Origin of the sequence: Jidongwangia harbinensis, assembly GCF_020216025.1 — a bacterium.
Classification (GTDB): Bacteria; Actinomycetota; Actinomycetes; order Mycobacteriales; family Micromonosporaceae; genus Actinoplanes; species Actinoplanes harbinensis.
In genome coordinates, this window is record NZ_JAIWNC010000034.1 from 1 (window position 1) to 26030 (window position 26030).

Here is a 26030-nt window from a genome sequence, read left to right on the forward strand (position 1 = left end):
GCGCCCAGCACGCCCGCCTCGCCGCCCGCAACGGGGTACGGCTCTCGGTCGGCCGGCGCGGCCAGTGCTGGGACAACGCCGTCGCGGAGTCGTTCTTCGCCACCCTCAAAACCGAACTCATCCACCGCCAGGCCTGGCCCACCCACACCGCCGTCCGACAGGCGATATTCGCCTACATCGAAGGCTGGTACAACACCAGACGACGACACTCCAGCCTCGGCTACCAAAGCCCCGCCACCTACGAGGACAACACCAACCTCCGACCGCTGACCGCGCTCAAGGTAGCTTGACGATCAACACATAGACCCTGTCCGCCGAATCGGGTCAAGCCCACCGCGTGTGTGGTTTTCGGGTGCGTGGGGCGCCGCAACTCCGCACGTCGGCTCGGGCGTCGCCGCGTGTGTGGTTTTCGGGTGCGTGGGGCGCCGTAACTCCGCACGTCGGCTCGGGCGTCGCCGCGTGTGTGGTTTTCGGGTGCGCGGGGCGCCGTAACTCCGCACGTCGGCTCGAGCGTCGCCGCGTGTGTGGTTTTCGGGTGCGCAGGGCGCCGTAGCTCCGCACGCTGGGCTCGGGCGGTAGAGGAGCGTCGAGTTGCGGCACGCAGCGGGCCACTGTTCCACACGCCATAGCCGACGTGAGGAGGCGGTTGATCCCCATGTCGGACGGGGTTTATCAGCCGCTGACCGTCCCCGGCCAGAGGGAGGCGAAGTCGTGCGGCTGTGGTCGCAATACGACCCCGACTTCACAAGATCTACCGGCAACACGCCACGGTCGGCCGCGCACGGGCGACGAGGCCGACTGCGGTGAGAGCGGACGCGATGGCGCGGACCTCCTGCAACCGCAACCCGCCCCCTGCACCGCTCCTCGCGGCCAACGTCACCCACCAAGATTCCCAGGCGGGATGTCCGATTTAGGGCTTGGTGTGCTCCGGATGGCCGAACCGTGTGGAGCCCGGTGGTCGGCGACCCCTCCGAGAGCCGGTCCCGACGACTGAGTCGCGGCCTTCTTTCCCGGCTCGCGTCCGGCGCCGACGGAAGTGTCAGGGGTGCCCGGCAGAATATGCGGGTGACCAAGGGCAGACGCACCGACCGCGAGCCGGCCGAACGGCTCCCGGTGGCGCGCGTCTGCGTCGACGTGCCGCTGGCCCACCTGGACCGGCCGTTCGACTACCTGGTCGCCGCCGCCGACGACGAGGCGGCTCAGCCGGGCGTGCGAGTGAAGGTTCGCTTCGCCGGGCAACTCGTCAGTGGCTTCCTGCTGGAGCGGGCTGAGTCGTCCCCACACGGCGGCAAGCTCGCCTACCTCGACAAGATCGTCTCACCGGAGCGGGTCCTGGATCCCGAGGTGGCCCGGCTGGCCCGCGCGGTGGCGGACCGCTACGCCGGCAACCTGTGCGACGTGCTGCGACTGGCCGTGCCGCCCCGCCACGCCCGCGTCGAGTCCCAGTCCCGGTTGGCGATTCCGGAGACCCGTGCGCCGGCCCCGGTGACCGAGCCGGCCGCTTCCGAGCCGGCCGCTTCCGAGCCGGCCGCTTCCGAGCCGGTAGCGCCGGGCCGAGGCGAATGCGGTCTTGCGGCTGACCCCGGCCGCCCCGGGGCCGAGGTGGCGGTTCCAGGGCCGGCGGTGTCGGAGTCCGGGTGGCGCGGGCCGGTTCCCGAGCCGGGGCCGTCGGCTGCGGCGCCGCGCGAGCCGGGTCGCGAGGCGGAGGCGCTGACCCCGGCGCGCCACGTGCCTGGCCCCGAGTCGGGATCGCCCTCCGCGCAGCCCCGACCGCTGAACTCTGACCATGACCCGGCCGCGCCGCCCGAAGACACGGGCCATGACCCGGCCGCGCTGTCCGCAGGCACGGGCGACGCGGCCGCTTCCCGGCATCCGGCCCCGCACGCCGCGGTCGCCGCCGCTGACAATCGGTCGCCCGGCGGCGGCTCGGCTGCCGGCCCGTCGCCGGACCCCGACGCTGCCACCGGTTCGCGGCCCGGCGATGCTGCCACCGGTTCGCCGTCTGGTGACGCTGCCACCGGTTCGCCGTCTGGTGACGCTGCCACCGGTTCGCCGCCTGGTGAGGCCGCCATCGATCCGCCGCCCGCCGAACGGGACGGCTGGCGTGACTACCAGGCCGGACCGGCCTACCTCCGTGCGCTCGAAGACGGCCGCCCCGCCCGCGCCGTCTGGTCCGCGCTCCCCGGCGAGGACTGGCCGGCCCGCATCGCCGAGGCCGCCGCCGCCACCGTCCGGGCCGGGCGTGGTGTCGTGGTGGTGGTGGCCGACGCACGCGACCTCGACCGTCTCGACCGGGCGATGACCACCGCCCTCGGCCCCGACCGGCACGTGGCGCTGAACGCCGCCGCCGGGCCGTCCGAGCGGTACCGCCGGTTTCTCGCGGCCAGTCGGCACCGGGTGCCGGTCGTGGTGGGTACCCGGGCGGCGATGTTCGCGCCGGTCGCCAAGCTGGGCCTGGTGGTGATCTGGGACGACGGCGACGACCTGCACGCCGAGCCCAGATCGCCCTATCCGCATGCCCGGGAGGTGCTGCTGACCCGGGCCCAGCTGGCCGACTGCGCGGTGCTGGTGGGTGGCTTCGCCCGGACCGGGGAGGCGCAGCTGCTGCTGGAGACCGGGTGGGCGAAGGAGATCGCGGCGACCCGGGACGTGTTGCGCGGGCGTACCCCGCATGTCGCGCCGACCGGGGACGATCCGCAGCTGGCGTGGGATCCGGGTGCGGTCACCGCCCGGCTGCCCAGCCTGGCCTGGCAGGCCGCACGGCAGGCGCTCCAGGCCGGCACGCCGGTGCTGGTGCAGGTGCCGAGGCGCGGTTACCTGCCGTCGGTGGCGTGCGGCGAGTGCCGTACCCCCGCCCGGTGTCCGCACTGCTCGGGGCCGCTCGGCCTGGCCGGTTCCCGCGCCGTGCCGGCCTGCCACTGGTGTGGCCGGGCGGCGGCCGACTACGCCTGCCCGGCCTGCGGCGGGCGGCGGCTGCGGGCGTCGGTGACCGGCGCCCGGCGCACCGCGGAGGAGCTGGGCCGGGCCTTTCCGGGAGCGGTGGTACGCACGTCCGGCCGCGACGAGGTGCTCGACACCGTGCCGCGGGAGGCGGCCGTGGTGGTGTCGACGCCGGGCGCCGAGCCGGTGGCCGACGGCGGCTACGGCGCGGTGCTGCTGCTCGACACGTGGGCGCTGCTCAGCCGGTCCGACCTGCGCGCCGCCGAGGAGACGATGCGGCGGTGGCTGAACGCGTCCGCGCTGGCCCGTCCGGGTGGCCGGGTGGTGGTGGTCGCGGACGGGTCGCTGGCGCCGGTGCAGGCGCTGCTGCGGTGGGAGCCGGGGTGGTTCGCGGCGCGGGAGCTGGCCGAGCGGCGGGAGTTGCGGTTCCCGCCGGCGGCGCGGATGGCCAGCCTCACCGGGCGGCCGGAGGCGGTCGCCGAGTTGCTGAACGCGGCGGAGCTGCCGGCGGACGCGGAGGTGCTGGGTCCGGTGCCGGCCGACGACGACCAGGAGCGGATGCTCGTCCGGGTGTCGCGTGGCCGGGCCGCGGAGATGGCGCGGGCGCTGCACGCCGCCGCCTCGCAGCGGACCGCGCGGAAGGCGGCGCAGCCGGTACGTATCCAGATCGATCCGGCCGACCTGTTCTAGCCGCGGGCGCCGGTGACCAGCGTGACCGCACGGTGGCTGCCCGGGGCGGGAACGGCCGGGCTCCGTAGACTAGGGATCGTTTCCGGGAGAAGGAGTGCCGTCGCGTGACCGTCCAGCCCATCCGTCTGTTCGGCGATCCGGTGCTGCGCACGCCGGCCGACGCCGTTGTCGACTTCGACGCGGAGCTGCGTCGCCTGGTCAAGGACCTCATCGAGACGATGCGGGACGAGGGCGGCGCCGGTCTGGCCGCCCCGCAGCTCGGTGTCGGCCTGCGCGTCTTCGCGTTCGACGTGGACGACGTCGTCGGGCACATCGTGAACCCGGTGCTCAGCTTCCCGGACGACGAGGAGCAGGACGGGCCGGAGGGCTGCCTGTCGATCCCCGGCGTGTACGTCGACACGAAGCGCCGGCAGAACGCGGTGGCCGCCGGGTTCAACGAGTTCGGTGACCCGATCCGGCTGGTCGGCACGGGCCTGATGGCGCGGTGCGTGCAGCACGAGACGGATCACCTGGACGGCGTGCTGTTCCTGGACCGGCTGGATGCGGCCGGCCGCAAGGACGCGATGAAGCAGATCCGCGCGTCGGAGTGGTACGACGCGGGCGCCCCGCCCAAGGTCAAGGAGAGCCCGCACAGCCGGGGCATCTTCGGCCTGGGGCGGTGAGCATGCGGCTGATCTTCGCCGGTACGCCGGCCGTGACCCTGCCCGCCCTGGACGCCCTCGCCGCCTCGGGGCACGACCTGGTCGCCGTGGTGACCCGGCCGGACGCCCCGGCCGGGCGGGGCCGGCAGCTGATGCGGTCGCCGGCCGGCGCGTGGGCAGACGAGCGGGGCATCGAGGTGCTCACCCCGGCCCGCCCGCGCGAGCCGGAGTTCCTGGACCGGCTGCGTGAGCTGGCACCGGACTGCGTGCCGGTGGTGGCGTACGGCGCCCTGGTGCCGCCCGCGGCGCTGGAGATCCCCCGGCACGGCTGGGTGAACCTGCACTTCTCGCTGCTGCCGGCCTGGCGCGGCGCGGCCCCGGTGCAGCACGCGGTCCTGCACGGCGACGAGGTCACCGGCGCCAGCGTGTTCCAGCTGGAGCAGGGTCTGGACACCGGCCCGGTGTACGGGACGCTGACCGAGGACATCCGGCCCTCGGACACCTCCGGCGATCTGCTGGAACGGCTCGCCACCGAGGGCGCGGGACTGCTCGTGGCGGTGCTGGACGCGATCGAGGCGGGCACCGCCCGGGCCCATCCGCAGCCGGCCGACGGTGTGTCGGCGGCGCCGAAGCTGACCGTCGAGGACGCCCGGGTCCGCTGGGGCGACCCGTCGTTCGCGGTGGACCGCCGGATCCGGGCCTGCACGCCGGCGCCGGGCGCGTGGACCACGCTGCGCGGCGACCGGCTCAAGCTGGGCCCGGTGCGGCCGGTGGCCAACGCGGCGCCGCTGAAGCCCGGTGAACTGCTGGTGGAACGCACCCAGGTGCTGGCCGGCACCGCCACCACACCGGTGGTGCTGGGCGAGATCCGGGCCGCCGGCAAGAAGCCGATGGCGGCCACCGACTGGGCGCGCGGGCTGCGCCTCACCGCAGGGGAGACGTTCGAGTGACGGAGCACGACGCGCACCGGGCGGACCGGCCGCGCGGGTCCGGCCGCCCGACCAAGCCGGGTGGGCCGGGCTACGGGCGGGCGCCCGACCGGGATGCGCGCTCCGGCCGTGCGCCGCGGGCCGGCCGGCCGCCGTCGGACCCGGCGCGGCAGGCCGCGTACGAGGCGGTCACCGCGGTGCACCGGGACGACGCGTACGCGAATCTGGTGCTCTCCGACATTCTGCGCGGTATGCGGCTGCACGGCCGGGACGCCGCGTTCGCCACCGAACTCACCTACGGCACGCTGCGCATGCGCGGCACGCTGGACCTGATCATCGCGTCCGCGGCCGGGCGGGACGTGGCCCGGATCGACCCGCCGGCCCGGGACGCGCTGCGGCTGGGCGCGTACCAGCTGCTGCACACCCGGGTGCCGGCGCACGCCGCGGTCAACCAGACCGTCGACCTGGTGCGGGCGGTGGCGCCGGGCGCGTCCGGCTTCGCCAACGCGGTGATGCGGGAGATCTCCGGCTCCGATCTGGAGGCGTGGCTGACCCGGCTCGCCCCGGCGTTCGACGACGACCCGTTCGGCCACCTGTCGGTGTGGCACAACCACCCGCAGTGGATCGTCCGGTCGTTCGCCGAGTCGCTGGGCGGCGACCTGGACGACACGGCCCGCCTGCTGATCGAGGACAACCAGCCGGCCGCCGTGCACCTGTGTGCGCGGCCGGGCCGGGCCGACGCGGTGGACCTGGCGGACGAGGTGGGCGGCACGCCGGGCGCCTTCTCGCCGTACGCGGTGTATCTGCACGGCGGTTCGCCGGGCGACCTGGCGGCGGTCACCGGCGGGCGCGCGCACGTTCAGGACGAGGGTTCGCAGCTGGTCGCGGCCGCGCTGCTGGCCGCCCCGCTGGAGGGTCAGGACACCCGCTGGCTGGACCTGTGCGCCGGGCCGGGCGGCAAGACCGGGTTGCTCGGTTCGATCGCCGCGTCCCGGGGCGCCGAGGTGATCGCGGTCGAGGTGGCCGAACACCGCGCCCGCCTGGTGGAGCAGGCCACCGAGGGCATGCCGGTGACGGTGCTGCCGATGGACGGCCGGTCCGTGGGCCGGGATCCGGACCTGCCGGAGGAGTCGTTCGACCGGGTGCTGGTGGACGCGCCGTGCACCGGTCTGGGTTCGCTGCGCCGGCGGCCCGAGTCGCGGTGGCGCCGGACGCCCGCGGACCTGCCGCCGCTCACCCGGCTGCAGCGGGAGTTGCTGGTCGCGGCGTTGCGGGCGGTCCGGATCGGCGGGGTGGTGGCGTACGTGACGTGTTCGCCGCACATCGTCGAGACGCAGGTGACGGTGACCGAGGGGGCGCGGCGCAGCGGCGTCGACGTCGACTTCGTGGACGCCCGTCCGCTGCTGCCTCAGGGCATGCCGAAGCTCGGCCCGGGACCGACGGTGCAGCTGTGGCCGCACCGGCACGGCACCGACGCCATGTTCCTGGCGGTACTGCGCCGCACCAGCTGAATATTGGACTTTTTCGATGGACAAGGTCCGGGTAAGAGCCGGGCATGGATGTCATCGGTGTGGGATTCGGACGGACGGGCACGCTCAGCCTCAAAGCGGCCCTGGAACGGCTCGGCCTCGGCCCGTGCATGCACATGATCCCGGTGCTGGGGGATCCGGACCGGGCCCGGCTGTTCCACAAGGCCGCGGAGGGCGACGACGCCAGCCTGGACGCGGCGATGGCGGGTCACCGGTCCACGGTGGACTGGCCCGGCACGTACTTCTGGCGGGACCTGGTGGCCCGGCACCCGGACGCGAAGGTGGTGCTCACCGTCCGCGAGCCGGAGAGCTGGTACGACAGCGCGTACCGGACGATCTACCGGGCCGCGACCGCGCCCCGCCCGGCGGACGACGGCATGGCGGCGGCGATCGGCATGGCGCACGCCGTGGTGTGGGACGGCACGTTCGGCGGCCGGTTCGCCGACCGGGAGTTCGCGCTGCGGGTGTTCACCGAGCACAACGACGCGGTACGCCGGGAGGTCCCGCCGGACCGGTTGCTGGAGTTCCAGGTGGCGCAGGGGTGGGAGCCGCTCTGCGCGTTCCTGGACGTACCGGTGCCGCCGGAGCCGTTCCCGCGGCTCAACGACAGCGCCGCGTTCGCCGAGATGGTGGCGTCCCGCCCCGCCTGATCGCTAATCGCCGACCGGGAACTGGTCCGGGCCGGCGTCCCGGTAGGAGCCGGTGACCGGCCCGTCGTCGGCCCAGAACAGGCACTGCAGGGTACGCAGTCCGAGGTCCCATTCGGCGCGGCCGAGCGCCAGGCCGAGCCAGCCGACGCGGTCCGCCAGCTCGTCGTCGTCCGGCAGGCCCAGGAAGCCGGCGATGGCGCCGCGGCACCCGGACGCGGTGCGCGGGTCGTCGAAGATCCGATCATGGGCCAGGTCGGCGGGCGCGTCCCACGGTCCGGCGAACTCGGCGTCGTGCGGCCGGTCGCACGGCGCCGGGGTCAGCGACTCCAACCGGTCCTCGGCGGTCATCACCGCGTCGAAGCAGCGCAGCCGGAGCGGGGCCGCGCCGGTCAGGGCGCCCCGCAGGCTGTCGGTACGGACGACCGCGGTGCCGTGCAGCAGGTCGATCTGCACCAGGTCGCAGCGATGCCAGCGGGCACCTGCCGTCCGTGCCTCCGCCGAGGGCAGCACCGGTTGCACGGTGAAGGGACCGGTGCGCCACGGGCCGCCGAGGAAGGCGTCCGCGTGGCGGGTGCAGTCCGCAACCGCCGCGCGTTCGGCCGGTTCCCCGGCGGCCGGCCCGCCGACGTGGTACGTCTCGGCGAGGTGCCGGTCGGCGCACCGGACCACGGCGCGCGGGGTGGGCGGGGCGATCGGGGTGACCTCGTCGTAGCAGCCGGCCGCGGCCGGACGGGCCGGCGGCGACGCGGGGGAGGCGACCGGTGCGTCCCGGTCCCCACCGGTGGCCGGCGTGCACGCGGTGACCACGGCGAGCACCAGCGCCAACCCCAGCGTGACCGGACGGCGGGGCATCTCAGTTCACCGGAAGCGCGGACGGGCCGGCGTCGCGCAGCGACCGGGTCAGGGTGCGGTCGCTGAGCCACAGGAAGCAGCGCACCCGCCGTTCGCCGTTCTGCCATTCGGCGCGGGTCGGGTTGAACGAGATCCAGCCGGCCCGGTACTGCACGTCGCCGTCGTCGGGCACGCCGGTGTAGTCGGCTATCGCGCTCCGGCAGCCGGCCGCGGTGCGGGTGCGGTCGGCGCTCTGTTTCGCGTACGAGACGTCCGGCGCCCGCCACAGTCCGACGAACTCGGCGGTGTGTTTCGCGGTGCAGGACGTCGGCTTCATGGTGCGGACCGCGTCGTCGTTCACGGCCGGCGAGAAGCAGCCCAGGCGCAGCGGCGAGTCGCGGGTCAGTTCGCCGGCCAGGCTGCCGGTGCGGCTGGTGTCGTTGTTGCCGTCGAGGTCCGCCTGGACCAGGTCGCACCGGTACCAGCGGGCGCCGCCGGACCACGCCGTGCGGGCCGGCCACGCCACCCGGATGCCGAGCCGGGCCTCCCGCCACGGTCCGCCGAGGAACGCGGCGGCGGCCTCTGCGCACCGGGTGTACGCGGTCCGGGCCGCGGCCGACCCGGCGGTGGGCGGGGCCGCGGCGTCGGCGGCGGTGCCGACGTGAAACGTCTCGGCGACGTGCAGCTCGTCGCAGCCGACCGGGCGGTGCAGGTCCAGCGAGACGCTGTCCGTCACGCTTTCGTGGCACTGCCCGGCGGCGGGGCGGAACGGTTCCGCCGCCGGTGGCACCGCCCAGTCGTCGGTGAGGTCGCCGTCGGTGCCGTACGGCGGTGCCGGCGTGCAGGCTGCGGCGCCGGTCACCAGCAGGACCGCGAGCAGGGCCGGCAGCCGGCGCATCGAGCCTCCGCGAGTGATCATCGGGGGAGCGTGACGAGTGACACCCATGAGTATCCCGGTACGGGTCTCCGGCGCGGCCACGGGACCCGGACACGATCACGCCTCGACGTCATACACTTTCAGCCGTGGAGTCATCGCCGATCATCGCCCCGAGCATCCTCGCCGCGGACTTCGCCCGTCTCGCCGACGAGGTGGGGGCGATCGAGGGTGCGGCCGACTGGGTGCACGTGGACGTCATGGACAACCATTTCGTGCCCAATCTGACGCTCGGGCTGCCGGTGGTGGAGAGCTTGCGGAAGGCGACCACCGTCCCGTTCGACGTGCACCTGATGATCACCGACCCGGAGCGCTGGGCGCCCGGTTACGCGGAGGCCGGCGCGTACAACGTCACGTTCCACGCCGAGGCGTGCGACGACCCGGTGGCGCTGGCCAAGACGTTGCGGGCGGCCGGGTCGAAGGCGGGCCTGGCGATCGACCGGGACACGCCGGTCGAGCCGTACCTCGAGATGTTGCCCTTTGTGGACACGCTGCTGATCATGACGATCAAGGCCGGTTTCGGTGGCCAGAAGTTCCTGCCGGAGATGCTGGACAAGGTGCGTGACGTGCGCAGGCGCATCGCGGCGGGCGGCCTGGAGGTGCGGCTGGAGGTGGACGGCGGCATCTCGGCGGACACCATCGAGCAGGCGGCCGAGGCGGGCGCGGACGCGTTCGTGGCCGGCACCGCGGTCTACGGCGCCGACGATCCCGCGGCGGCGGTCCGCAGGCTCCGCGCGCTGGCCGCGCCGATGGTGGCCGGACAGTGAGCGTAGCGGGGAGGCTACGGCCCGGACCACGATGGCGGACGAGCGCCGAGCCGCGGAGCGGGGGCCGACAGTGAGCGTAGCGGGGAGGCTACGGCCCGGACCACGATGGCGGACGGGTGCCGAGCCGCGGAGCGGGGGCCGACAGTGAGCGTAGCGGGGAGGCTACGGCCCGGACCACGATGGCGGACGAGCGCCGAGCCGCGGAGCGGGGGCCGGCCGCGCGCGGCGCGCGGGCCACGGCGCGGCGGGAGCGAGCGATGAGCACCGGCGTGGTGCGGCACAAGTCCGACGACATCGTCCGCGAGCCGGACGAGGGGCCGGACGTCATCCTGGTGGTGGACGACGACGACGACATCGCCAGTTTCGTCGCGTTCAACCTGAAGGTGCACGGCTTCGAGGTGATCCGGGCGCGGGACGGCCGCGAGGCGCTGGAGATGATCGAGACCAGCCGTCCGGACCTGGCCGTCATCGACTGGATGATGCCGAACATGGACGGCGTCGAGCTGACCCGCCGGCTGCGCGCCGAGCCGCTCACCTCGGCCCTGCCGGTGATCATGCTGACCGCGCGCAGCATGACCGTGGACAAGGTGGTCGGCCTCACCGCCGGCGTCGACGACTACCTGGTCAAACCGTTCGACACCGCGGAACTGATCGCGCGGGTGTCGTCCACGCTGCGGCGCAACAAGGAGTTCCGGGAGGTCTCGCCGCTGACCGGGCTGCCCGGCAACGCCCGGGTGCGGCGGGAGATCGCGGACCGGATGAAGGCCGGCGGCGACTACTCGGTCGGCTACATCGACATCGACCGGTTCAAGAGCGTCAACGACGTGTACGGCTTCGACCGCGGCGACGAGTTCATCACCGCGCTGGCCCGCAGCCTGCACCGGGCGGTGGCCACCTCGGGCCGGCCACCGGTGTTCCTCGGCCACATCGGCGGCGACGACTTCGTCTTCATCTGCACGCCGGACCAGGTGCTGCCGCTGACCAAGCGGGCGGTGACCGATTTCGAGCACTCCGCCGACGAGCTGTACGACGCCGAGGACGCCCAGCGCGGCTACATCGAGGTGCCGGACCGGCGCGGCAACAAGCAGCGGGCGGCGCTGGTCACGCTCTCCATCGGGGTGGCCGAGTCGAAGACCACCGGCCGCCGGTTCAACGACCCGCGGGTGGTGATGGCGGTGGCCTCGGAGATGAAGAAGGTCGCGAAGAGCCAGCCCGGTTCGTACGTGGCGATCGACCGTCGCGGCCTGGAGAACGCCGACGACTGATGTGACCTTCCACGCGCGGCGGGTGGCATCTTCGCGGATCCGTGCAAGACTCGAAGGTAACCCACCACGCGCTGGCGGGACTCGGTGAAATTCCGAACCGGCGGTGATCCTGCGGGCGAGAGCCTCAGGTAAGCCCGCGACCCGGACGACGCACTGCTCGATTCCCGAGCATCGACGGACGGTGGACCTGGTGAGACTCCGGGGCCGACGGTTGATCGACCGGCATTCGTGCCGGCCGGTCAGACAGTCCGGATGGGAGACAGCGCGCGGGAACTGGACCCGGGGCTCGTTGCGGCGTGCTCCGGCAGGGGGCGGCGCTGCCGTACCCCGATGTCCCGTATCCGGCGTTTCCTCGTCTTTTCAGCGCGTGTCTGTACCGCGCGAGGAGGACGCCGAGATGGTCACCGAGGACGAGGCGATGCGCCGCGCCGTTGCGCTGGCCGCCCGGGGCCTCGGCACCACCAGCCCCAACCCGGTGGTCGGCTGCCTGCTGCTCGGCGCGGACGGCGCGGTGGTGGGTGAGGGCTTCCACGCGTACGCCGGCGGGCCGCACGCCGAGATCGTGGCGCTCGCCCAGGCCGGTGAGCTGGCCCGGGGCGGCACCGCCGTGGTCACCCTGGAACCCTGCAACCACACCGGCCGGACCGGCCCCTGCTCGCAGGCGCTGATCGCGGCCGGGATCAAGCGGGTGGTCATCGCGGTGGACGACCCGACGCCGGTCGCGGCGGGCGGCGCGGCCCGGCTCCGCGACGCCGGGGTGCAGGTCGAGACCGGGGTACGCCGGGCCGAGGCGGAAGCCGGCAACCTGGCCTGGCTCACCGCGGTCCGGCGCACCCGCCCGTACCTGACCTGGAAGTTCGCCGCCACGCTGGACGGGCGCTCGGCCGCCGCGGACGGCACCAGCCAGTGGATCACCTCGTCGCCGGCCCGGATCGACGTGCACGAGCTGCGCAGCACCGTCGACGCCGTCATCGCCGGGGTGGGCACGGTCGTCGCCGACGATCCGCAGCTCACCGTCCGGGAGCTGCGGGACGGCCGGCTGGCGATCACCCAGCCGCTGCGGGTGGTGGTGGACACCGCCGGGCGTACCCCGGGGGACGCCCGGATCCGCGACGGAGCCGCACCCACCTGGATCGCCACCGCGGCCGACCTGGGCACCGGCCCGGACGGCCGGGTCGACCTGTCCGCGCTGATGGCCGGCCTGTACGCCCGCGGCGTGCGCGCCGCGCTGCTGGAGGGCGGCCCCACGCTGGCCGGCGCGTTCCTGGCCGCCGGGCTGGTCGACCGGGTGGTCGGCTACGTCGCACCGAAGCTGCTCGGAGCCGGCCGCAGCGCCCTGGTCGACGCCGGCATCGGCACCATCGCCGACGCCGTCGACCTGGACTTCACCGACATCACGCAGATCGGCCCCGACCTGCGTTTCACCGCGTCGCTGCGGCCCAAGCCCGCCGACCGCCCCGAAGGAGCCTGAATGTTCACCGGCATTGTCGAGGAACTGGGTGAGGTCGTGCGCCTCACCGACGTGGGCGGCGACTCGGCCGTCCTCGCGGTACACGGACCGCTGGTCGCCTCGGACGCGCGGCACGGCGACTCCATCTCGGTCAACGGCGTCTGTCTCACCGTGATCGACAACGTCGACGGGGTGTTCACCGCGGACGTGATGGGCGAGACGCTGCGCCGGTCGTCGCTCGGTGTGCTGCGCCCGGGCAGCGCGGTCAACCTGGAACGCGCCGCCACCGTGGGCGGCCGGCTCGGCGGGCACCTGGTCCAGGGGCACGTCGACGGCGTCTCGAAGATCGTCGCTCGGGAGCCCGCCGACGACTGGGAGGTGCTGACGTTCGCGCTGCCCGCGGACCTTGCCCGGTACGTCGTGGAGAAGGGCTCGATCACCGTCGACGGGGTGTCGCTGACCGTGATGGCGGTCTCCGACGACACGTTCCGGGTGGGGCTGATCCCCACCACGCTGAAGCTCACCGTGCTCGGCGGCAAGGCCGTCGGCGACCCGGTGAACCTCGAGGTCGACATCATCGCCAAGTACGTCGAGAAGATGCTGGGGGAACGTCGTGCTGTCTGACATCGAACGCGCCGTCAAGGACATCGCCGCCGGCCGGCCGGTCGTGGTGGTGGACGACGAGGACCGCGAGAACGAGGGCGACCTGATCTTCGCGGCCGAGCACGCCACGCCGGAACTGGTCGCGTTCATGCGCCGCTGGACCTCCGGCTACATCTGCGTGCCGCTGCCCGAGGCGGAGGCGGACCGGCTCGACCTGCCCCCGCAGTTCCACACCAACCAGGACCGGCGCGGCACCGCGTACACGGTCACCGTGGACGCCCGCGAGGGCATCGGCACCGGGATCTCCGCGGCGGACCGGGCGCACACCATCCGCCTGCTCGCCGATCCGGCGACCCGGCCCACCGACCTGACCCGGCCCGGCCACGTCGTGCCCCTGCGCGCCCGGGCCGGCGGCGTACTGCGCCGCCCGGGGCACACCGAGGCCGCCATCGACCTGGCGGTGCTGGCCGGTCTGCGGCCCGCCGGGGTGCTCTGCGAACTGGTCAACGACGACGGCACCATGATGCGGATGCCCGACCTGGAGGCGTTCGCGGGCGAACACGACCTGGCGCTGATCAGCATCGCCGACCTGATCGCCTACCGGCGGCAGCACCAGACCCAGGTCGAGCGGGTGGTGGAGACCCGGCTGCCGACCGAGCACGGTGACTTCACCGCGGTCGGCTACCGCGCCCAGGTGGACGGCACGGAACACGTCGCGCTGGTGTACGGCGAGATCGGCGACGGCGCGGACGTCCTGGTGCGGGTCCACTCCGAGTGCCTGACCGGCGACGTGTTCGGCTCGGTGCGCTGCGACTGCGGGCCGCAACTGGACGCGGCGCTGGAGCGGGTCGCCGAGGCCGGGCGAGGGGTGGTGCTCTACATGCGCGGACACGAGGGCCGCGGCATCGGGCTGCTGCACAAACTGCAGGCGTACCAACTGCAGGACCGTGGCCTGGACACCGTCGACGCGAACCTCGAACTGGGTCTGCCGGCCGACGCCCGGGACTACGGCACCGGCGCGCAGATCCTGTACGACCTGGGCGTGCGGTCGATGCGGCTGCTCACCAACAACCCGGCGAAGCGTGCCGGGCTCGAGGGCTACGGCCTGGAGATCATCGGCCGGGCGGCGCTGCCGGTGCGCACCCACCCGGAGAATGTGCGGTACCTGCGCACCAAGCGGGACCGGATGGGGCACCTGTTCGAGGCGTTGGGCTGACGCCGGCCTCTTCTACGACCAGAATATTTCTCAACCAGGGGGGCGTTATGGCTGGCTTCGGGGATCCGCATCTCGACATCGTCGACGCGGCCGGGCTCAGGCTCGGCATCGTCGGCTCGCGCTGGCACTCCGACCTGGTCGACCACATGGTCGACCGGGCGCAGCAGGCGGCGAAGGCGTGCGGCGTGGACGACGTGGTGGTGACCCGGGTGGCCGGCTCGGTGGAGCTGCCCGTGGTGGCGCAGGCGCTGGCCAAGCGCTGCGACGCGGTGGTGGCGCTGGGCGTGGTGATCCGGGGCGAGACCGCACACTTCGACTACGTCTGCGACGCGGTCACCGCCGGGCTGACCCGGGTCTCGCTGGACGCGGAGACCCCGGTGGCGCACGGCGTGCTCACCGTCGAGTCGCTGGGCCAGGCCCGGGACCGGGCCGGGCTGGAGGACTCGATCGAGGACAAGGGCTGGCAGAGCACGGTGGCGGTGCTGGACGCGGCGCTCACCGTGCGGTCGCTGCGCGGCTAGGGCGTGCGGGCGGCGGCCGGTCGACGCCGCCGCCCCGCACGATGGTCAGCCCTTCGACGGACCCTTCTTCTGCTGCCCGCCCCCCGCGTTGGGGCCGTAGAGGCTGGCGATGAGCCTGGGGTCCACGGCGACCGAACTCACATTCGACCCGGCCGGATTGTTCCGCGGTGCCTGGTGGGTGGTCTGGGACGCGTTCGGGTTCCACGACGGTCCGGCCGTCGTCGGCTGCTGCGGTGGCCGTTGCGGTTGCTGGTACTGCGGATTCACGAGTCCCGCCCGCTGCCTGGCGAAATCCGTCGCGGCCCGGAGGGCCTCTCGTTCGACGCCGTTCTGGTCCAGGCCGAGGCTCGCGGCATTGGTCGCGAAATGGGTCCGGTAGTACTGCAACTCATGCGGAGCGACGTACGGCTGGCGCGAAGCGGGAGTGGGAGCCTGGAACGACGTCTGATATGGGCTCGGAGCGGGCCGCCCGGTGTTCGGAGAGGTGACCGAGAGGTTCGAGATCCGGTCGGACAGAACCTCGTCGTCACTGACCCGGGAGGAGGACTCTACGGAGCCGGCGTACCCGCTGCTGCGTGGGCTGTTGCCCCCGCTGTTGGAACGGGACTCGGTGGCCTGCCGGTCACTGGACCAGGTCGGGGAATCGGTGCCCTGATGACCCCGGTTCGACGCGGAGCCGGAGCTTTGATTCTCGTACGTCTCCAGGGTCTCGGAACGTTGCAGGGAATACAGGGGCTGCTGCATGGGATTGTGCGGATCGCGGTCGACGCGCGAGAAGTCCTCCCGGACGACCTCGGTGCCGAACGGGGTCGTGGCGGGGTGTGCGGACGGGCCGCCGTAAGTGGACATCGGCGCATTCGTCTGCCGGTTGAAGCGGCCGGGCTCGGCCACCAGGACGAAGGCCTGAGAGGCGTCCCTGCGGACGTTGTTGTCCCTGCCGTCCAACTCGATTCGCGCATTCGGGTACTGTGCGCGCCAATCTCTGAAAATTTCGTTGAGGGTTTCTGCGCAGTAATCGCAGGGCTGGTCACCCGCGAACTTGATCTTAATAAGGTCAGGGTCTTTGAGCCCGGGGGCGGCTCCCGGTGCCGCCGGGTTGGCCGGCAACGAAAGCTGTGGGCGGGTGAGCATGAGTTCGCGGAGGTTCTGGCCCGTCCGGGTCTCGGACTCCCGTCCCGTCTTGTCCGCCTGAGGATGCGTGTTACGCCCCGAGTAATGCATTTGCCGAGTCGATTCCAGACCGGCGGGCTCGGCGGGGGTGCGCCATTCGGCGGCCAGCGCATCCCGGCCCTCGGCGTTGGTGTAGTAGAACGAAACGGCCGCCGCGGACCACTTCGTGTTCGCCAGCGCCCTCAGTTCATTTCGCCTTCTTCCGGTGTACTGCGCCCGGTTCTGATCGGCATACTGGTAATCCGCCGTGGCTCGTGCCCTGGCAGCCTGCAGGTCCTGGAAAAGGCTTTCTGAGGTGACCCTGTTGCTTGCCCGTTGATACGGCATGCTCGCTCCTCCGCTAGGACCGGATGCCCTCGCGTGGAAGCGAGGACGACCACCTTCCAACGGACCGAACGGCATCGCGGTTCACGGCGTCGAGTGAGACGGAGCACCCACGCCTCAGAGCCGTCCCGCCTCGATGATGCGGGCCAGGAACTGCCGGGTCCGGGGCTCCACCGGATCGCCCAGCACCTGCTCGGGCGGCCCGGACTCGAGCACCCGGCCGCCGTCCAGGAACACCACCCGGTCGGCGACCTGCCGGGCGAAGCCCATCTCGTGGGTGGCCAGCACCATGGTCATGCCCTCGGTCTTGAGGTCGCGGACCATGGTGAGCACCTCGCCCACCAGCTCCGGGTCCAGCGCCGAGGTCACCTCGTCCAGCAGGAGCAGCCGCGGGTTGTTCACCAGCGCCCGGACGATCGCGACGCGCTGCTGCTGGCCGCCGGAGAGCCGGTCCGGGTACGCGTCCGCCTTGTCCGCCAGCCCGACCCGGTCCAGCCATTCCCGCGCCTGGTTCCGGGCCTCGGCGGCGGCCCGGCGGTGCACCTTGACCGGGGCCAGCGTGATGTTGTCCAGCACCGTCATGTGCGGGAACAGGTTGAACGACTGGAACACCATGCCGATCCGCCGGCGTACCCGGTCCGGGTCGACCCGCGGATCGGTGATGTCCTCGCCGTCCAGCCGGATCGTGCCGTCGTCGATCTCGGTGAGCAGGTTGACGCAGCGCAGCAGCGTCGACTTGCCCGAACCGGACGCGCCGATCAGCGCCACCACCTGGTGTTCGTCGACGTCCAGCGTGAGGTCGTCCAGCACCACGGCGGTGCCGAACACCTTGCGGACCCGGTCCACGGCGAGCAGCATCAGGTCCCCGCGTTCTGGCGACGTGCCGCGCGCAGCGTCACCCAGTCGGTCACCGCGATCAACGGCAGGGCGAGCAGCACGAACAGCACCGCGGCCACCACGTACGGCGTGTAGTTGAAGTTCTCCGCGGTGGCGATCTGCGCCGCCCGTACCGCGTCGATCGGTCCGGCCAGGGACACCAGGCCGACGTCCTTCTGCAGGGCCACGGTGTCGTTGAGCAGCGGCGGCGCCACCCGGCGTACCGCCTGCGGCAGCACCACGTGGCGCATGGTCTGCCGGTAGCTGAGCCCGAGCGACCGGGCCGCGGCGAGCTGGCTCGGGTGCACCGACTCGATGCCGGCCCGGAACACCTCGGCCAGGTACGCGCCGTACGTCACCACCAGCGCCGCCCCGCCCAGTACCAGCACCCCGGGCGTGCCGGTCAGCCGCAGCCCGGGAATGCCGAACGCGAACAGGTAGATCACGATGATCAACGGCACCCCGCGGAACATGTACGTGTACGAGGTGGCCAGCGCGCGGACCGGGAAGAACACCGGGCCGCGCAGGGTCCGCAGCACCGCGACGACCAGGCCGACGGCCAGGGCCAGCGCGGCGCAGACCACGAGCAGCCGGATGTTCAGCCACAGCCCGTCCAGCACCGCGGGCAGCGACTCGCGGGCGATCCGCGGGTCGAAGAACGACGCGCGGACCCGTTCCCAGCCGGGGGAGCCGGTGACCGCGACGACCAGCAGGGTGCCGAGCACGGCCGTGGAGACCGCGGCGAGCAACACCGAACGGACCGCCCGCCGTCGCCGGTAGGCGGTCCGTTGCCGCTGCTGCTCGCTGGGGTGGTACCCGTCGGTCACGACAGTTCGCGAGCTCCGGCCGTACCCGCCAGCCAGGTCTTCTCCAGGACCGCGAGGGTGCCGTCCTGGCGGAGCTGGTCCACCGCCTTGCTCACGCAGCCGGTGAGCGGCGAGTCCTTGTCGAGAACCAGACCGAACTGCTCGGGTACGCCCACCTGCGGCAGCTGGCCCACGATCACGCCGTCGTCGAGTTCCGCCGCGGTCATGTAGAACGCGGTCGGCAGGTCCACCACCAGCCCGTCGACGGTGCCGTTCTGCAGGGCCTTCTTGGCGTCGTCGTTGCTGTTGAAGACCTGCGCCTGCACGTTCGGCTTGATCAGCTCGTTGATCGCCTGCAGGCTGGTCGTGCCGACCTGGGCGCCGAGCTTCGCCTCCTTGAGCGCGGCGATCGTGGTGGCGCCGGCGATCTTCGAGCCCTTGGTGGCGATCACGGTCTGCCGCACCAGGTAGTACGGCGACGAGAAGTCGACGGCCTGCTTGCGCTCCGGCGTGATGGAGAACTGGTTGATGTCGAAGTCGTACGCCTTGGGGCCGGGCGCGATCGCGTTGTTGAACGGCACCTGGGTCCAGGTCACGCTGGTCGCCGGGTAACCGAGGCGTTCCGCCACCTGGTACGCGACGGCGGACTCGAAGCCCTTGCCGTTGTTCGGCTTGTTGTCACTGAACCACGGCGCGTACGCCGGGTTGTCGGTGCCGATGGTGAGCTTGCCGGGGGTCCTCGTCTGCAGCGCGCCCGGTGGGCATTCGGTGGACGCGGTCGCCGAGACGGTCGCCGTCGCCGATGGGGGGTTCTCGTCGGCGGGGGCACACGCCGCGACCGCGGCGAGCATGACGGCCGCGCTGCCCAGCGCGGCCACGGTGTGTCTGCTGACCATGTCGGGCAGCCTAGGCCACGTCCCAACCGTTGGGGCCGTCCGTCGCCATCATGTGATGAGCTGCCACAATCCCATCCTGTGAAGACGTTCGAAGAGCTGTTCGCCGAGCTGCAGGCGAAGGCGGAGCAGCGTACCCCCGGCTCGTCCACCGTCGCGGCGCTGGACCGCGGCGTGCACTTCATCGGCAAGAAGGTCGTCGAGGAGGCGGCCGAGTCGTGGATGGCCGCCGAGCACGAGGGGCCGGAGCGCGCCGCCGAGGAGATCTCCCAGCTGCTCTACCAGGCCCAGGTGCTGATGATCGCGTCCGGTCTCGAACTCAAGGACGTCTACCGACATCTGTGACGTGCGCCGCCACCGCCCGTCACCGATCTCGAAGGAGCACGTCCGAGATGCTGCGCATCGCCATTCCGAACAAGGGCACCCTCTCCGGCCCGGCCGCCCAGCTGCTGCGCGACGCCGGGTACCGCCAGCGCACCGACCCCAAGGATCTCGTCTGCCGGGACGAGGCGAACGGCGTCGAGTTCTTCTACCTGCGCCCGCGGGACATCGCCACGTACGTCGCCTCGGGCGACCTCGACCTCGGCATCACCGGCCGTGACCTGCTGGTCGACTCCGGCGTGCCGGCCCGGGAACTGCTCGACCTGAGCTTCGGCGGGGCCACGTTCCGCTGGGCCGTGCCGGTCGGCGGCAACACCGACGCGGTGGACGTGGGCGGCCGGCGGATCGCCACCGCGTACCCCGGGGTGGTGCAGAACTACCTGACCGAGCACTCGCTGACCGCCGAGGTGGTGCGGCTGGACGGCGCGGTGGAGAACGCCATCCGGCTGGGCGTCGCCGACGTGATCGCGGACGTGGTGGAGACCGGCGCGACGCTGCGCCAGGCCGGCCTGGTCACGGTCGGCGAGCCGCTGCTGCGCTCGTCGGCGGTGCTGATCGCCCGGTCCGGCGAGCCCGAGGACCGCTTCGCCCAGCCGATGCGCCGGCTGCAGGGCGTCCTGGTGGCCCGCAGCTACGTGATGCTGGCCTACGACGTCCGGGCCGACCTGCTGGACAAGGCCACCGCGCTGACCCCGGGCATCGAGTCGCCCACGGTGTCGCCGCTGCACCGGGAGGGCTGGGTGGCGGTGGAGGCCATGGTGCTGCGCAACGACGTGCACCACATCATGGACGAGCTGTACGACCTGGGCGCCCGCGCCATCCTGGTCACCGACATCTCCAACTGCCGGCTATGAGTTCTACCATCGGATCCGTGACGGATCAGACGGTTGAGTACCGCCCGCGGCGGATCCGCTGGGTGGCCGCGATCTCCGCGGCCGCCGTGGTGGTGCTGTTCACCGTGCTGAGCTTCGGCCTGCACGGCGCCACCGGCGAGGGGCCCGGCCAGTTCGCCCGCGGCGACCAGACCGCGATGATCGGGCTCGGCGTGCTCACCGGGCTGGGCATCCTGGCGCTGACCCGGCCCCGGGTGCGCGCCGACGCGGAGGGCGTGCGAGTCCGCAACGTCATCGGCTCCTATCAGCTGCCCTGGTCGGTGGTGCGCGCGGTCCGGTTCGACCGCAACTCGCCGTGGGCCATGTTGGAGCTGCACGACGACGAGACGGTCGCGGTCCACGCACTCCAGGCGGTCGACAAGGGGTACGCGGTCGACGGTGTGCGGACACTCCGGGCCTTCCACGCCGGAACCTGACCTCTGGTAGACTTCACGCCGAGTCGACCACGCCTGCCCTCTCGTCGGAGGATGGGCGCGAAAGAGGAGCCCGCCGGTTCCCACCCTGTCACCGCTTCGGTGTCCGGGTCCGGTCAACCGCCCCGGGAATACCCCGGGGACGGTGCGCGTCCTCATGGACGCCGATGACCGGTCGAGCGGGCCCTGGCATCTGCCGGGGCCTTCTGCTTTCTCGTCGCCCCCGGATTCCGCGGGCGAGCGGGGCCGACCGCCATTGGCAGACAGCGCTTCCCGCCGTGGGAGGCGTGAGTAGATCGTTCTGAGGAGGCCCCATCAGCGTCGAACCACGCGTTAACGAACAGATCCGGGCACGTGAGGTCCGACTGGTCGGCCCGGAGGGTGAGCAGGTGGGCATCGTCCCCCTGGAGCGCGCCCTTCAGCTGGCAGCGGACGTGGACCTGGATCTGGTCGAGGTAGCGCCGATGGCGCGCCCGCCGGTGTGCAAGCTCATGGACTTCGGCAAGTTCAAGTACGAGTCGGCACTCAAGGCGCGCGAAGCCCGGCGCAACCAGCAACAGACCGTCATCAAGGAAATGAAGCTCCGGCCGAAGATCGACCCGCACGACTACGAGACCAAGAAGGGTCACGTGGTGCGGTTCCTCAAGGCGGGCGACAAGGTCAAGGTGACGATCATGTTCCGTGGTCGTGAGCAGAGCCGTCCGGAGCTGGGTTTCCGCCTCCTGCGCCGGCTCAGCGAGGAAATCTCGGAGCTGGGCTTCGTCGAGGCCAGCCCCAAGCAGGACGGCCGAAACATGATCATGGTGCTGGCTCCGCACCGGGCCACCAAGGCCGCCGCGGCAGCCGTCATCGCGGCCAACGCACGCCCACCCCGGGAGCCCCGTGAGGGTGACGTTGCCGACGCACCGCCGGCCGAGGCCGAGGCCGCTGCCGACACCAGCGCCGCAACCGCAGAGTAGTTATCAGAAAGAGGCGTTCTAAGTGCCGAAGATGAAGAGCCACACCGGCATGGGCAAGCGGGTGAAGGTCACCGGCAAGGGCAAGATCGTCCGTGAGCAGGCCGGCAAGCGCCACCTGCTCGAGGGCAAGTCCTCCCATGTCACCCGCCGGATGACCGGCACCGTGGTTGTGGCCAAGGCCGACACCAAGCGAGTAAAGAAGCTGCTGGGCCGCTGACGCGCGCCACACACGTTCCCCTGTTAGGAGTACCGAAATGGCACGCGTCAAGCGGGCAGTGAACGCCCAGAAGAAGCGCCGTACGCTGCTGGAGACGGCCAGCGGCTACCGCGGGCAGCGCTCGCGCCTGTACCGCAAGGCCAAGGAGCAGGTGCTGCACTCGATGCAGTACGCGTACCGCGACCGCCGTGACCGCAAGGGCGACTTCCGCCAGCTGTGGATCACGCGGATCAACGCGGGCGCGCGGGCCAACGGCCTGACCTACAACCGCCTGATCCAGGGCCTGAAGCTGGCCGGCGTCGAGGTGGACCGCAAGATCCTGGCCGACATGGCCGTCAACGACGCCGCCTCGTTCGCGGCGATCGTCGAGATCGCGCGGGCCGCCGTGGCGGCCGAGGGCACCGGCGGCGCTGCCGCGCAGGCTGCCTGAACCAGCAGTACCACCAGTGCAGAGGCGTCTTCCGTCGCGGTTCGTCCCGCGGGGAGGCGCCTCGACGCTTGGTAGGGCCGGGCCCCGCCGATCGCGCCGCGGTCTGCCGGTTCCGCGACCGTGCCGGCCTCCCGAAGCGACCGTGCCGACCACTCCCGAAGCGACCGTGCCGACCACTTCCGAAGCGACCGTGCCGACCACCCGGAGCACCTGATGACGTTCACGCCGCGGACGCCGCGGGTCGTCGCCGCCCGGCGCCTGCAACGCCGCCGGGACCGGGACCAGACCGGCCGCTTCCTCGCCGAGGGACCGCAGGCCGTCCGGGAAGCCCTGGCCGCCGGTGCGGTGCTGGAACTCTTCGGCACCGAACCGGCCCTGGCCCGCCACGCCGATCTGGCGGCCACCGCCCCCGCCGTCTCCCCGGTCACCGACGAGGCGCTGGCCGCGCTGGCCGAGACGGTACAGCCGCAGGGCCTGGTGGCGGTGTGCACGCAGATCGACGTACCGCTGGCCGACGCGCTCGCCAAGTCCCCCCGCCTGGTCGCCGTGGCCGCGGAGATCCGCGACCCCGGCAACGCCGGCACCGTGCTCCGGACCGCGGACGCCGCCGGGGCCGGCGCGGTCGTCTTCGCCGGCGACGCGGTCGACCCCTACAACGGCAAATGTGTACGCGCCTCCGCCGGCTCCCTGTTCCACACGGACGTCGTCCGCGACCGGGCCGGCCTCGGCGTGGTCGCCGCCCTGCGCGACGCCGGACTCCAGGTGCTGGCCGCCACCGGCTACGGCGACGACGACGTGGACGGGCTGCTCGACGACGGCTCCCTGACCCGGCCGACCGCGTGGCTGTTCGGCTCCGAGGCGCACGGCCTGCCGGACGACCTGCTGGCCGCCGCCGACCACCGGGTCCGGGTGCCGATCTACGGCGGCGCGGAGAGCCTGAACCTGGCGGCCGCGGCGGCGGTCTGCCTGTACGCGTCCGCCCGGGCCATGCGCTGACGGGTCGGGCGGCGGGGACCGGCAGTGGCCGCGGGCGCCGGGACTGGCAGTGGCCGCGGGCGCCGGGACTGGCAGTGGCCGGGGGCGCCGGGACTGGCGGCGGCCGCAGGCGCCGGCGCGGGCCGCCTGCCCGGCGGCGAGGGGCCGGGGCGCCGGTGACCGGTGCGGTCAGCAGGCCCGGTCCGCCGCCGGGAGCCGGCCGGTCACCAGATAGGCGGTGGCCGCGTCGTTGACGCACGTCGAGCCGGCGTACGGGAACGGTACGTGGTACTGGCTGTCGACCATGACCATCCGGGAGCCGCGGATCGCCGCCTGGACCGCCCGGGAGTTGCGGGGTGGCACCGACGCGTCGCCCAGGGCCGCCAGGATGAGCGCGCCGTGCGCACGGTTGCCGGCCAGCGGTACCCGGTTGTCGCGGGCGGTGGGCCAGAACGCGCAGGGGGTGATGTTGGCGTTGCTGCTGCCGAAGGAGGGGTACTTCGCGGTGTAGACGTCCAGGTCGGCCCGGTAGTCGGCCGGGTTCCGGGGCCAGGCGTTGTCGCCGCAGCGGACGGCCATGTTCACCGCGGTGTGATTGTCCGGCGGCACGCCGGGCGGTGCGGCCGGCCGTACCGGGAACGGGACGGGTGGCGGGGCGCCGTCGCGGATCGACGCCAGGTCGAGCGCGATCGCCGGGCGCAGGGCGTCGACCATGACGGCCAGGACCAGGTAGTAGCCGAGTTCGTCGCGGGTCCATTCCTCCTCGCCGACCACCGACCCGGTCGCCAGCAGCGCGAGGAGGTTGTCCTTGACCTCGGTGCGGGTGGCCCCGAAGCGGTACGTGGCGTCGCCGGCCGCGACGAGGTCGGCGAAGGTGTCGAAGTTCCGCTCGAACTCCGGCGTCCGGTTCAGTTCGAAGTCGCGCCAGACCGTGTCGCCGTTGACCGGGCTGTCCAGCAGCAGCCGGTCGATCCGCGCCGGGAACAGCGTCGAGTAGGTCGCGCCGACGAAACCGGCGTAGGACGACCCCCAGTAGGAGATCGTCCGTTCGCCCAGGGCGATCCGGATCCGGTCCATGTCGCGGGCGGCGTTCGCGGTGGTCGCGTGGGGCAGCGCCCAGCCGGCGGTCCGGGCGCAACCGGCGGCGTAGCTCTTCGCCTCGGCGACGTCCGCGGCGAAGGGCCGGACCCCGGCGGTACGGACCCAGTAGGCTCCCGCCTCCTCCTCGGCCTGACCGCAGCTGATCGGCGTGCTGCGCTCGATGAACCGGATGTCGAATCCGATCAGGTCGTACCGGGCCAGGACGCCGGGGTCGAGCACGCCGTCGAACTCGGCCGGCCGGGGTACGCCGGGACCGCCGGGGCCGCCGCCCGTGGTGAGCAGCACGCCGTGCCGCAGCGCCGGATCGGTGGCCGGCAGCCGGGAGACGGCGATCTCGATGGTGCGCCCGTGCGGACGGCTGTAGTCGAGCGGGACCCGCACCGTGGCGCACTGCAGCCGCGGGTGGTCGATGCCGTCGCACGGGCCCCAGGCCAGCGTATTGTCCCGATCGGAGGCGATGGCCGGCGCCGCGATCAGGACCAGCACCGCTCCGGCGAACATCGACATCCATCGCTGTATGCGCATGGCGGAACTATACCGAGCGAGGGGGTGCGATGCGGGCGGTCGTGTACGACGCGGTCGGGGCGGCGCCGCGGATGGCGTCGGTGCCGGAGCCGGAGTGCGCCGAGGACGGTGCGGTCGTCGCGGTGCGGGCCACCGGGGTGTGCCGGTCCGACTGGCACGCGTGGCGCGGACATGAGCCGGTGCCGTTGCCGCACACGCCGGGGCACGAGTTCGCCGGGGTGGTGGCCGCGGTCGGTGCGCGGGTCCGGGGGTTCGCCGTGGGGGACCGGGTGACCAGCCCGTTCGTGAACGGGTGCGGGCGGTGCGCGTGGTGCCTCCGCGGCCAGGCGCAGGTCTGCCCGGACCAGACCCAGCCCGGCTTCACCCAGGCCGGCTCGTTCGCCGAGCGGGTGGCGGTGCACGCCGCCGACCTCAACCTGGTCCGGCTGCCGGAGAGCATCGACTTCGTCGAGGCCGCGGCGCTCGGATGCCGGTTCGCCACGGCGTTCCGGGCGCTGCACGGCCACGGCCGGATCGGCGCGGGCGACTGGGTGGCGGTGTTCGGCTGCGGGGGAGTCGGGCTCTCCGCCGTCATGATCGCGGTGGCGTCCGGCGCCCGGGTGGTCGGCGTGGATCCGTCGCCGGCCGCCCGGGCCCGGGCCGCCGAGCTGGGTGCCGAGGTCACCCTGGCGCCGGACGCGCCGCCGTCGGTGGACGCCACGGTCCGGGCGGTCACCGACGGCGGCGCGCAGGTGTCGGTGGACGCGCTGGGCTCGGCGGCCACGGCGGACGCCTCGATTCGCAGCCTGCGGCGGCGCGGGCGGCACGTACAGGTCGGCCTGATGCTCGGCGACGCGGCCCGGGCGCCGATCCCCTGGACCGTGGTGGTGGAGCAGGAGCTGGAGATCGTCGGCTCGCACGGGATGGCCGCGGCCGACTATCCGGCGATGCTGGCCATGGTGGCGGACGGGCGTCTCCGGCCGCGGCGGCTGGTGGGCCGGGTGATCGGACTGGCGGAGGCGGGGGCGGCGCTGGTGGCCATGGACGACCCGGTCGCCGCCGGGGCCGGGATCACGGTCGCCACCACCGCCTGAGCGGTGGGTGGGACCGGCGAAACGCGGT

Annotated in this window: 27 protein-coding genes and 1 riboswitch; of the genes, 20 read left to right on the forward strand and 7 right to left on the reverse strand. The window is 72.9% G+C overall.

The features are described from left to right. From LDL48_RS32490 to LDL48_RS32515, 6 genes are all read left to right on the forward strand, one after another. A partial coding sequence (locus tag LDL48_RS32490) for an integrase core domain-containing protein (RefSeq protein WP_225258952.1) occupies window positions 1-290 on the forward strand: 290 nt, incomplete at its 5' end. Window positions 291-1113: 823 nt separating this feature from the next. Beyond that, window positions 1114-3630 (forward strand): primosomal protein N', encoded by a 2517-nt coding sequence (locus tag LDL48_RS32495; RefSeq protein ID WP_225259043.1) that lies wholly within the window; start codon window positions 1114-1116, stop codon window positions 3628-3630. Window positions 3631-3734: 104 nt separating this feature from the next. Beyond that, a complete protein-coding gene (def, locus tag LDL48_RS32500) occupies window positions 3735-4292 on the forward strand; it encodes a peptide deformylase (protein WP_225258953.1) in 558 nt (185 codons plus the stop codon). A 2-nt stretch (window positions 4293-4294) separates the two neighbouring features. Further along, window positions 4295-5221 (forward strand): methionyl-tRNA formyltransferase, encoded by a 927-nt coding sequence (gene fmt / locus LDL48_RS32505; RefSeq protein WP_225259044.1) that lies wholly within the window; start codon window positions 4295-4297, stop codon window positions 5219-5221. Next, complete coding sequence (locus tag LDL48_RS32510) at window positions 5218-6711, forward strand: RsmB/NOP family class I SAM-dependent RNA methyltransferase (protein WP_225258954.1); 1494 nt, start codon at window positions 5218-5220, stop codon at window positions 6709-6711. Before fmt ends, LDL48_RS32510 begins: the two co-directional genes overlap by 4 nt. A gap of 44 nt (window positions 6712-6755) precedes the next feature. Further along, on the forward strand, window positions 6756-7379 hold the full coding sequence (locus LDL48_RS32515; protein WP_225258955.1) for a sulfotransferase family protein: 624 nt from the start codon (window positions 6756-6758) through the stop codon (window positions 7377-7379). Between the two features lie 3 nt (window positions 7380-7382). On the opposite strand, the gene LDL48_RS32520 is transcribed toward LDL48_RS32515, so the two are convergent. Then, a complete protein-coding gene (locus LDL48_RS32520) occupies window positions 7383-8231 on the reverse strand; it encodes a septum formation family protein (RefSeq protein WP_225258956.1) in 849 nt (282 codons plus the stop codon). 1 nt (window position 8232) lies between these two features. After that, window positions 8233-9129, reverse strand: a complete 897-nt coding sequence (locus tag LDL48_RS32525; protein ID WP_225258957.1) for a septum formation family protein — start codon at window positions 9127-9129, stop codon at window positions 8233-8235. 104 nt (window positions 9130-9233) lie between these two features. Here LDL48_RS32525 and rpe point away from each other — a divergent pair, with 104 nt between their 5' ends. The 6 genes from rpe to ribH all read left to right on the forward strand — a co-directional run bounded on the left by rpe (window position 9234) and on the right by ribH (window position 14966). Continuing rightward, window positions 9234-9911, forward strand: a complete 678-nt coding sequence (gene rpe / locus LDL48_RS32530; RefSeq protein ID WP_225258958.1) for a ribulose-phosphate 3-epimerase — start codon at window positions 9234-9236, stop codon at window positions 9909-9911. Between the two features lie 257 nt (window positions 9912-10168). Further along, window positions 10169-11176 (forward strand): GGDEF domain-containing response regulator, encoded by a 1008-nt coding sequence (locus LDL48_RS32535; RefSeq protein ID WP_225258959.1) that lies wholly within the window; start codon window positions 10169-10171, stop codon window positions 11174-11176. Between the two features lie 66 nt (window positions 11177-11242). Continuing rightward, window positions 11243-11444, forward strand: a riboswitch (FMN riboswitch). 129 nt (window positions 11445-11573) lie between these two features. Continuing rightward, window positions 11574-12647 carry a bifunctional diaminohydroxyphosphoribosylaminopyrimidine deaminase/5-amino-6-(5-phosphoribosylamino)uracil reductase RibD gene (gene ribD / locus LDL48_RS32540; RefSeq protein WP_225259045.1) on the forward strand — a complete coding sequence of 358 codons (1074 nt, stop codon included), beginning with the start codon at window positions 11574-11576 and terminating at the stop codon, window positions 12645-12647. Beyond that, window positions 12648-13250 (forward strand): riboflavin synthase, encoded by a 603-nt coding sequence (locus LDL48_RS32545; RefSeq protein ID WP_225258960.1) that lies wholly within the window; start codon window positions 12648-12650, stop codon window positions 13248-13250. After that, window positions 13240-14445 carry a bifunctional 3,4-dihydroxy-2-butanone-4-phosphate synthase/GTP cyclohydrolase II gene (locus LDL48_RS32550; RefSeq protein ID WP_225258961.1) on the forward strand — a complete coding sequence of 402 codons (1206 nt, stop codon included), beginning with the start codon at window positions 13240-13242 and terminating at the stop codon, window positions 14443-14445. The genes LDL48_RS32545 and LDL48_RS32550 overlap by 11 nt, the downstream gene beginning before the upstream one ends. Window positions 14446-14492: 47 nt before the next feature. Further along, window positions 14493-14966, forward strand: coding sequence for a 6,7-dimethyl-8-ribityllumazine synthase (gene ribH / locus LDL48_RS32555; protein ID WP_225258962.1), 474 nt, complete (start codon window positions 14493-14495; stop codon window positions 14964-14966). 45 nt (window positions 14967-15011) lie between these two features. Here the strand turns inward: ribH and LDL48_RS32560 are convergent, their stop codons facing one another. From LDL48_RS32560 to LDL48_RS32575, 4 genes are all read right to left on the reverse strand, one after another. After that, window positions 15012-16463, reverse strand: coding sequence for a hypothetical protein (locus LDL48_RS32560; protein ID WP_225258963.1), 1452 nt, complete (start codon window positions 16461-16463; stop codon window positions 15012-15014). A 114-nt stretch (window positions 16464-16577) separates the two neighbouring features. Further along, on the reverse strand, window positions 16578-17318 hold the full coding sequence (locus LDL48_RS32565; RefSeq protein ID WP_225258964.1) for an amino acid ABC transporter ATP-binding protein: 741 nt from the start codon (window positions 17316-17318) through the stop codon (window positions 16578-16580). Further along, entirely contained in the window at window positions 17318-18163 is an 846-nt protein-coding gene (locus tag LDL48_RS32570) for an amino acid ABC transporter permease (RefSeq protein WP_225258965.1), read from the reverse strand. Before LDL48_RS32570 ends, LDL48_RS32565 begins: the two co-directional genes overlap by 1 nt. After that, on the reverse strand, window positions 18160-19038 hold the full coding sequence (locus LDL48_RS32575) for an ABC transporter substrate-binding protein (protein ID WP_225258966.1): 879 nt from the start codon (window positions 19036-19038) through the stop codon (window positions 18160-18162). Before LDL48_RS32575 ends, LDL48_RS32570 begins: the two co-directional genes overlap by 4 nt. Before the next feature lie 78 nt (window positions 19039-19116). On the opposite strand from LDL48_RS32575, the gene LDL48_RS32580 reads away from it, so the two are divergent. From LDL48_RS32580 to LDL48_RS32610, 7 genes are all read left to right on the forward strand, one after another. Next, entirely contained in the window at window positions 19117-19380 is a 264-nt protein-coding gene (locus LDL48_RS32580; RefSeq protein WP_225258967.1) for a phosphoribosyl-ATP diphosphatase, read from the forward strand. A gap of 47 nt (window positions 19381-19427) precedes the next feature. Then, the gene (hisG, locus tag LDL48_RS32585) at window positions 19428-20270 is read left to right on the forward strand and encodes an ATP phosphoribosyltransferase (protein WP_225258968.1); all 843 of its coding nucleotides are present in this window, start codon (window positions 19428-19430) and stop codon (window positions 20268-20270) included. Window positions 20271-20287: 17 nt separating this feature from the next. Further along, window positions 20288-20725 (forward strand): PH domain-containing protein, encoded by a 438-nt coding sequence (locus tag LDL48_RS32590; protein ID WP_225258969.1) that lies wholly within the window; start codon window positions 20288-20290, stop codon window positions 20723-20725. 311 nt (window positions 20726-21036) lie between these two features. After that, the gene (infC, locus tag LDL48_RS32595) at window positions 21037-21681 is read left to right on the forward strand and encodes a translation initiation factor IF-3 (protein ID WP_225259046.1); all 645 of its coding nucleotides are present in this window, start codon (window positions 21037-21039) and stop codon (window positions 21679-21681) included. 22 nt (window positions 21682-21703) lie between these two features. Continuing rightward, entirely contained in the window at window positions 21704-21898 is a 195-nt protein-coding gene (rpmI, locus tag LDL48_RS32600; protein WP_071807036.1) for a 50S ribosomal protein L35, read from the forward strand. 37 nt (window positions 21899-21935) lie between these two features. Beyond that, entirely contained in the window at window positions 21936-22328 is a 393-nt protein-coding gene (gene rplT / locus LDL48_RS32605; RefSeq protein WP_184991627.1) for a 50S ribosomal protein L20, read from the forward strand. 213 nt (window positions 22329-22541) lie between these two features. Then, window positions 22542-23324 carry a TrmH family RNA methyltransferase gene (locus LDL48_RS32610; RefSeq protein WP_225258970.1) on the forward strand — a complete coding sequence of 261 codons (783 nt, stop codon included), beginning with the start codon at window positions 22542-22544 and terminating at the stop codon, window positions 23322-23324. A gap of 168 nt (window positions 23325-23492) precedes the next feature. On the opposite strand, the gene LDL48_RS32615 is transcribed toward LDL48_RS32610, so the two are convergent. Further along, window positions 23493-24929: an alpha/beta fold hydrolase gene (locus LDL48_RS32615; RefSeq protein ID WP_225258971.1), complete on the reverse strand. Its 1437-nt coding sequence runs from the start codon at window positions 24927-24929 to the stop codon at window positions 23493-23495. A 29-nt stretch (window positions 24930-24958) separates the two neighbouring features. Here LDL48_RS32615 and LDL48_RS32620 point away from each other — a divergent pair, with 29 nt between their 5' ends. After that, window positions 24959-26002, forward strand: a complete 1044-nt coding sequence (locus tag LDL48_RS32620; RefSeq protein WP_225258972.1) for a zinc-dependent alcohol dehydrogenase family protein — start codon at window positions 24959-24961, stop codon at window positions 26000-26002. The last annotated feature ends 28 nt before the right edge of the window (window positions 26003-26030 follow it).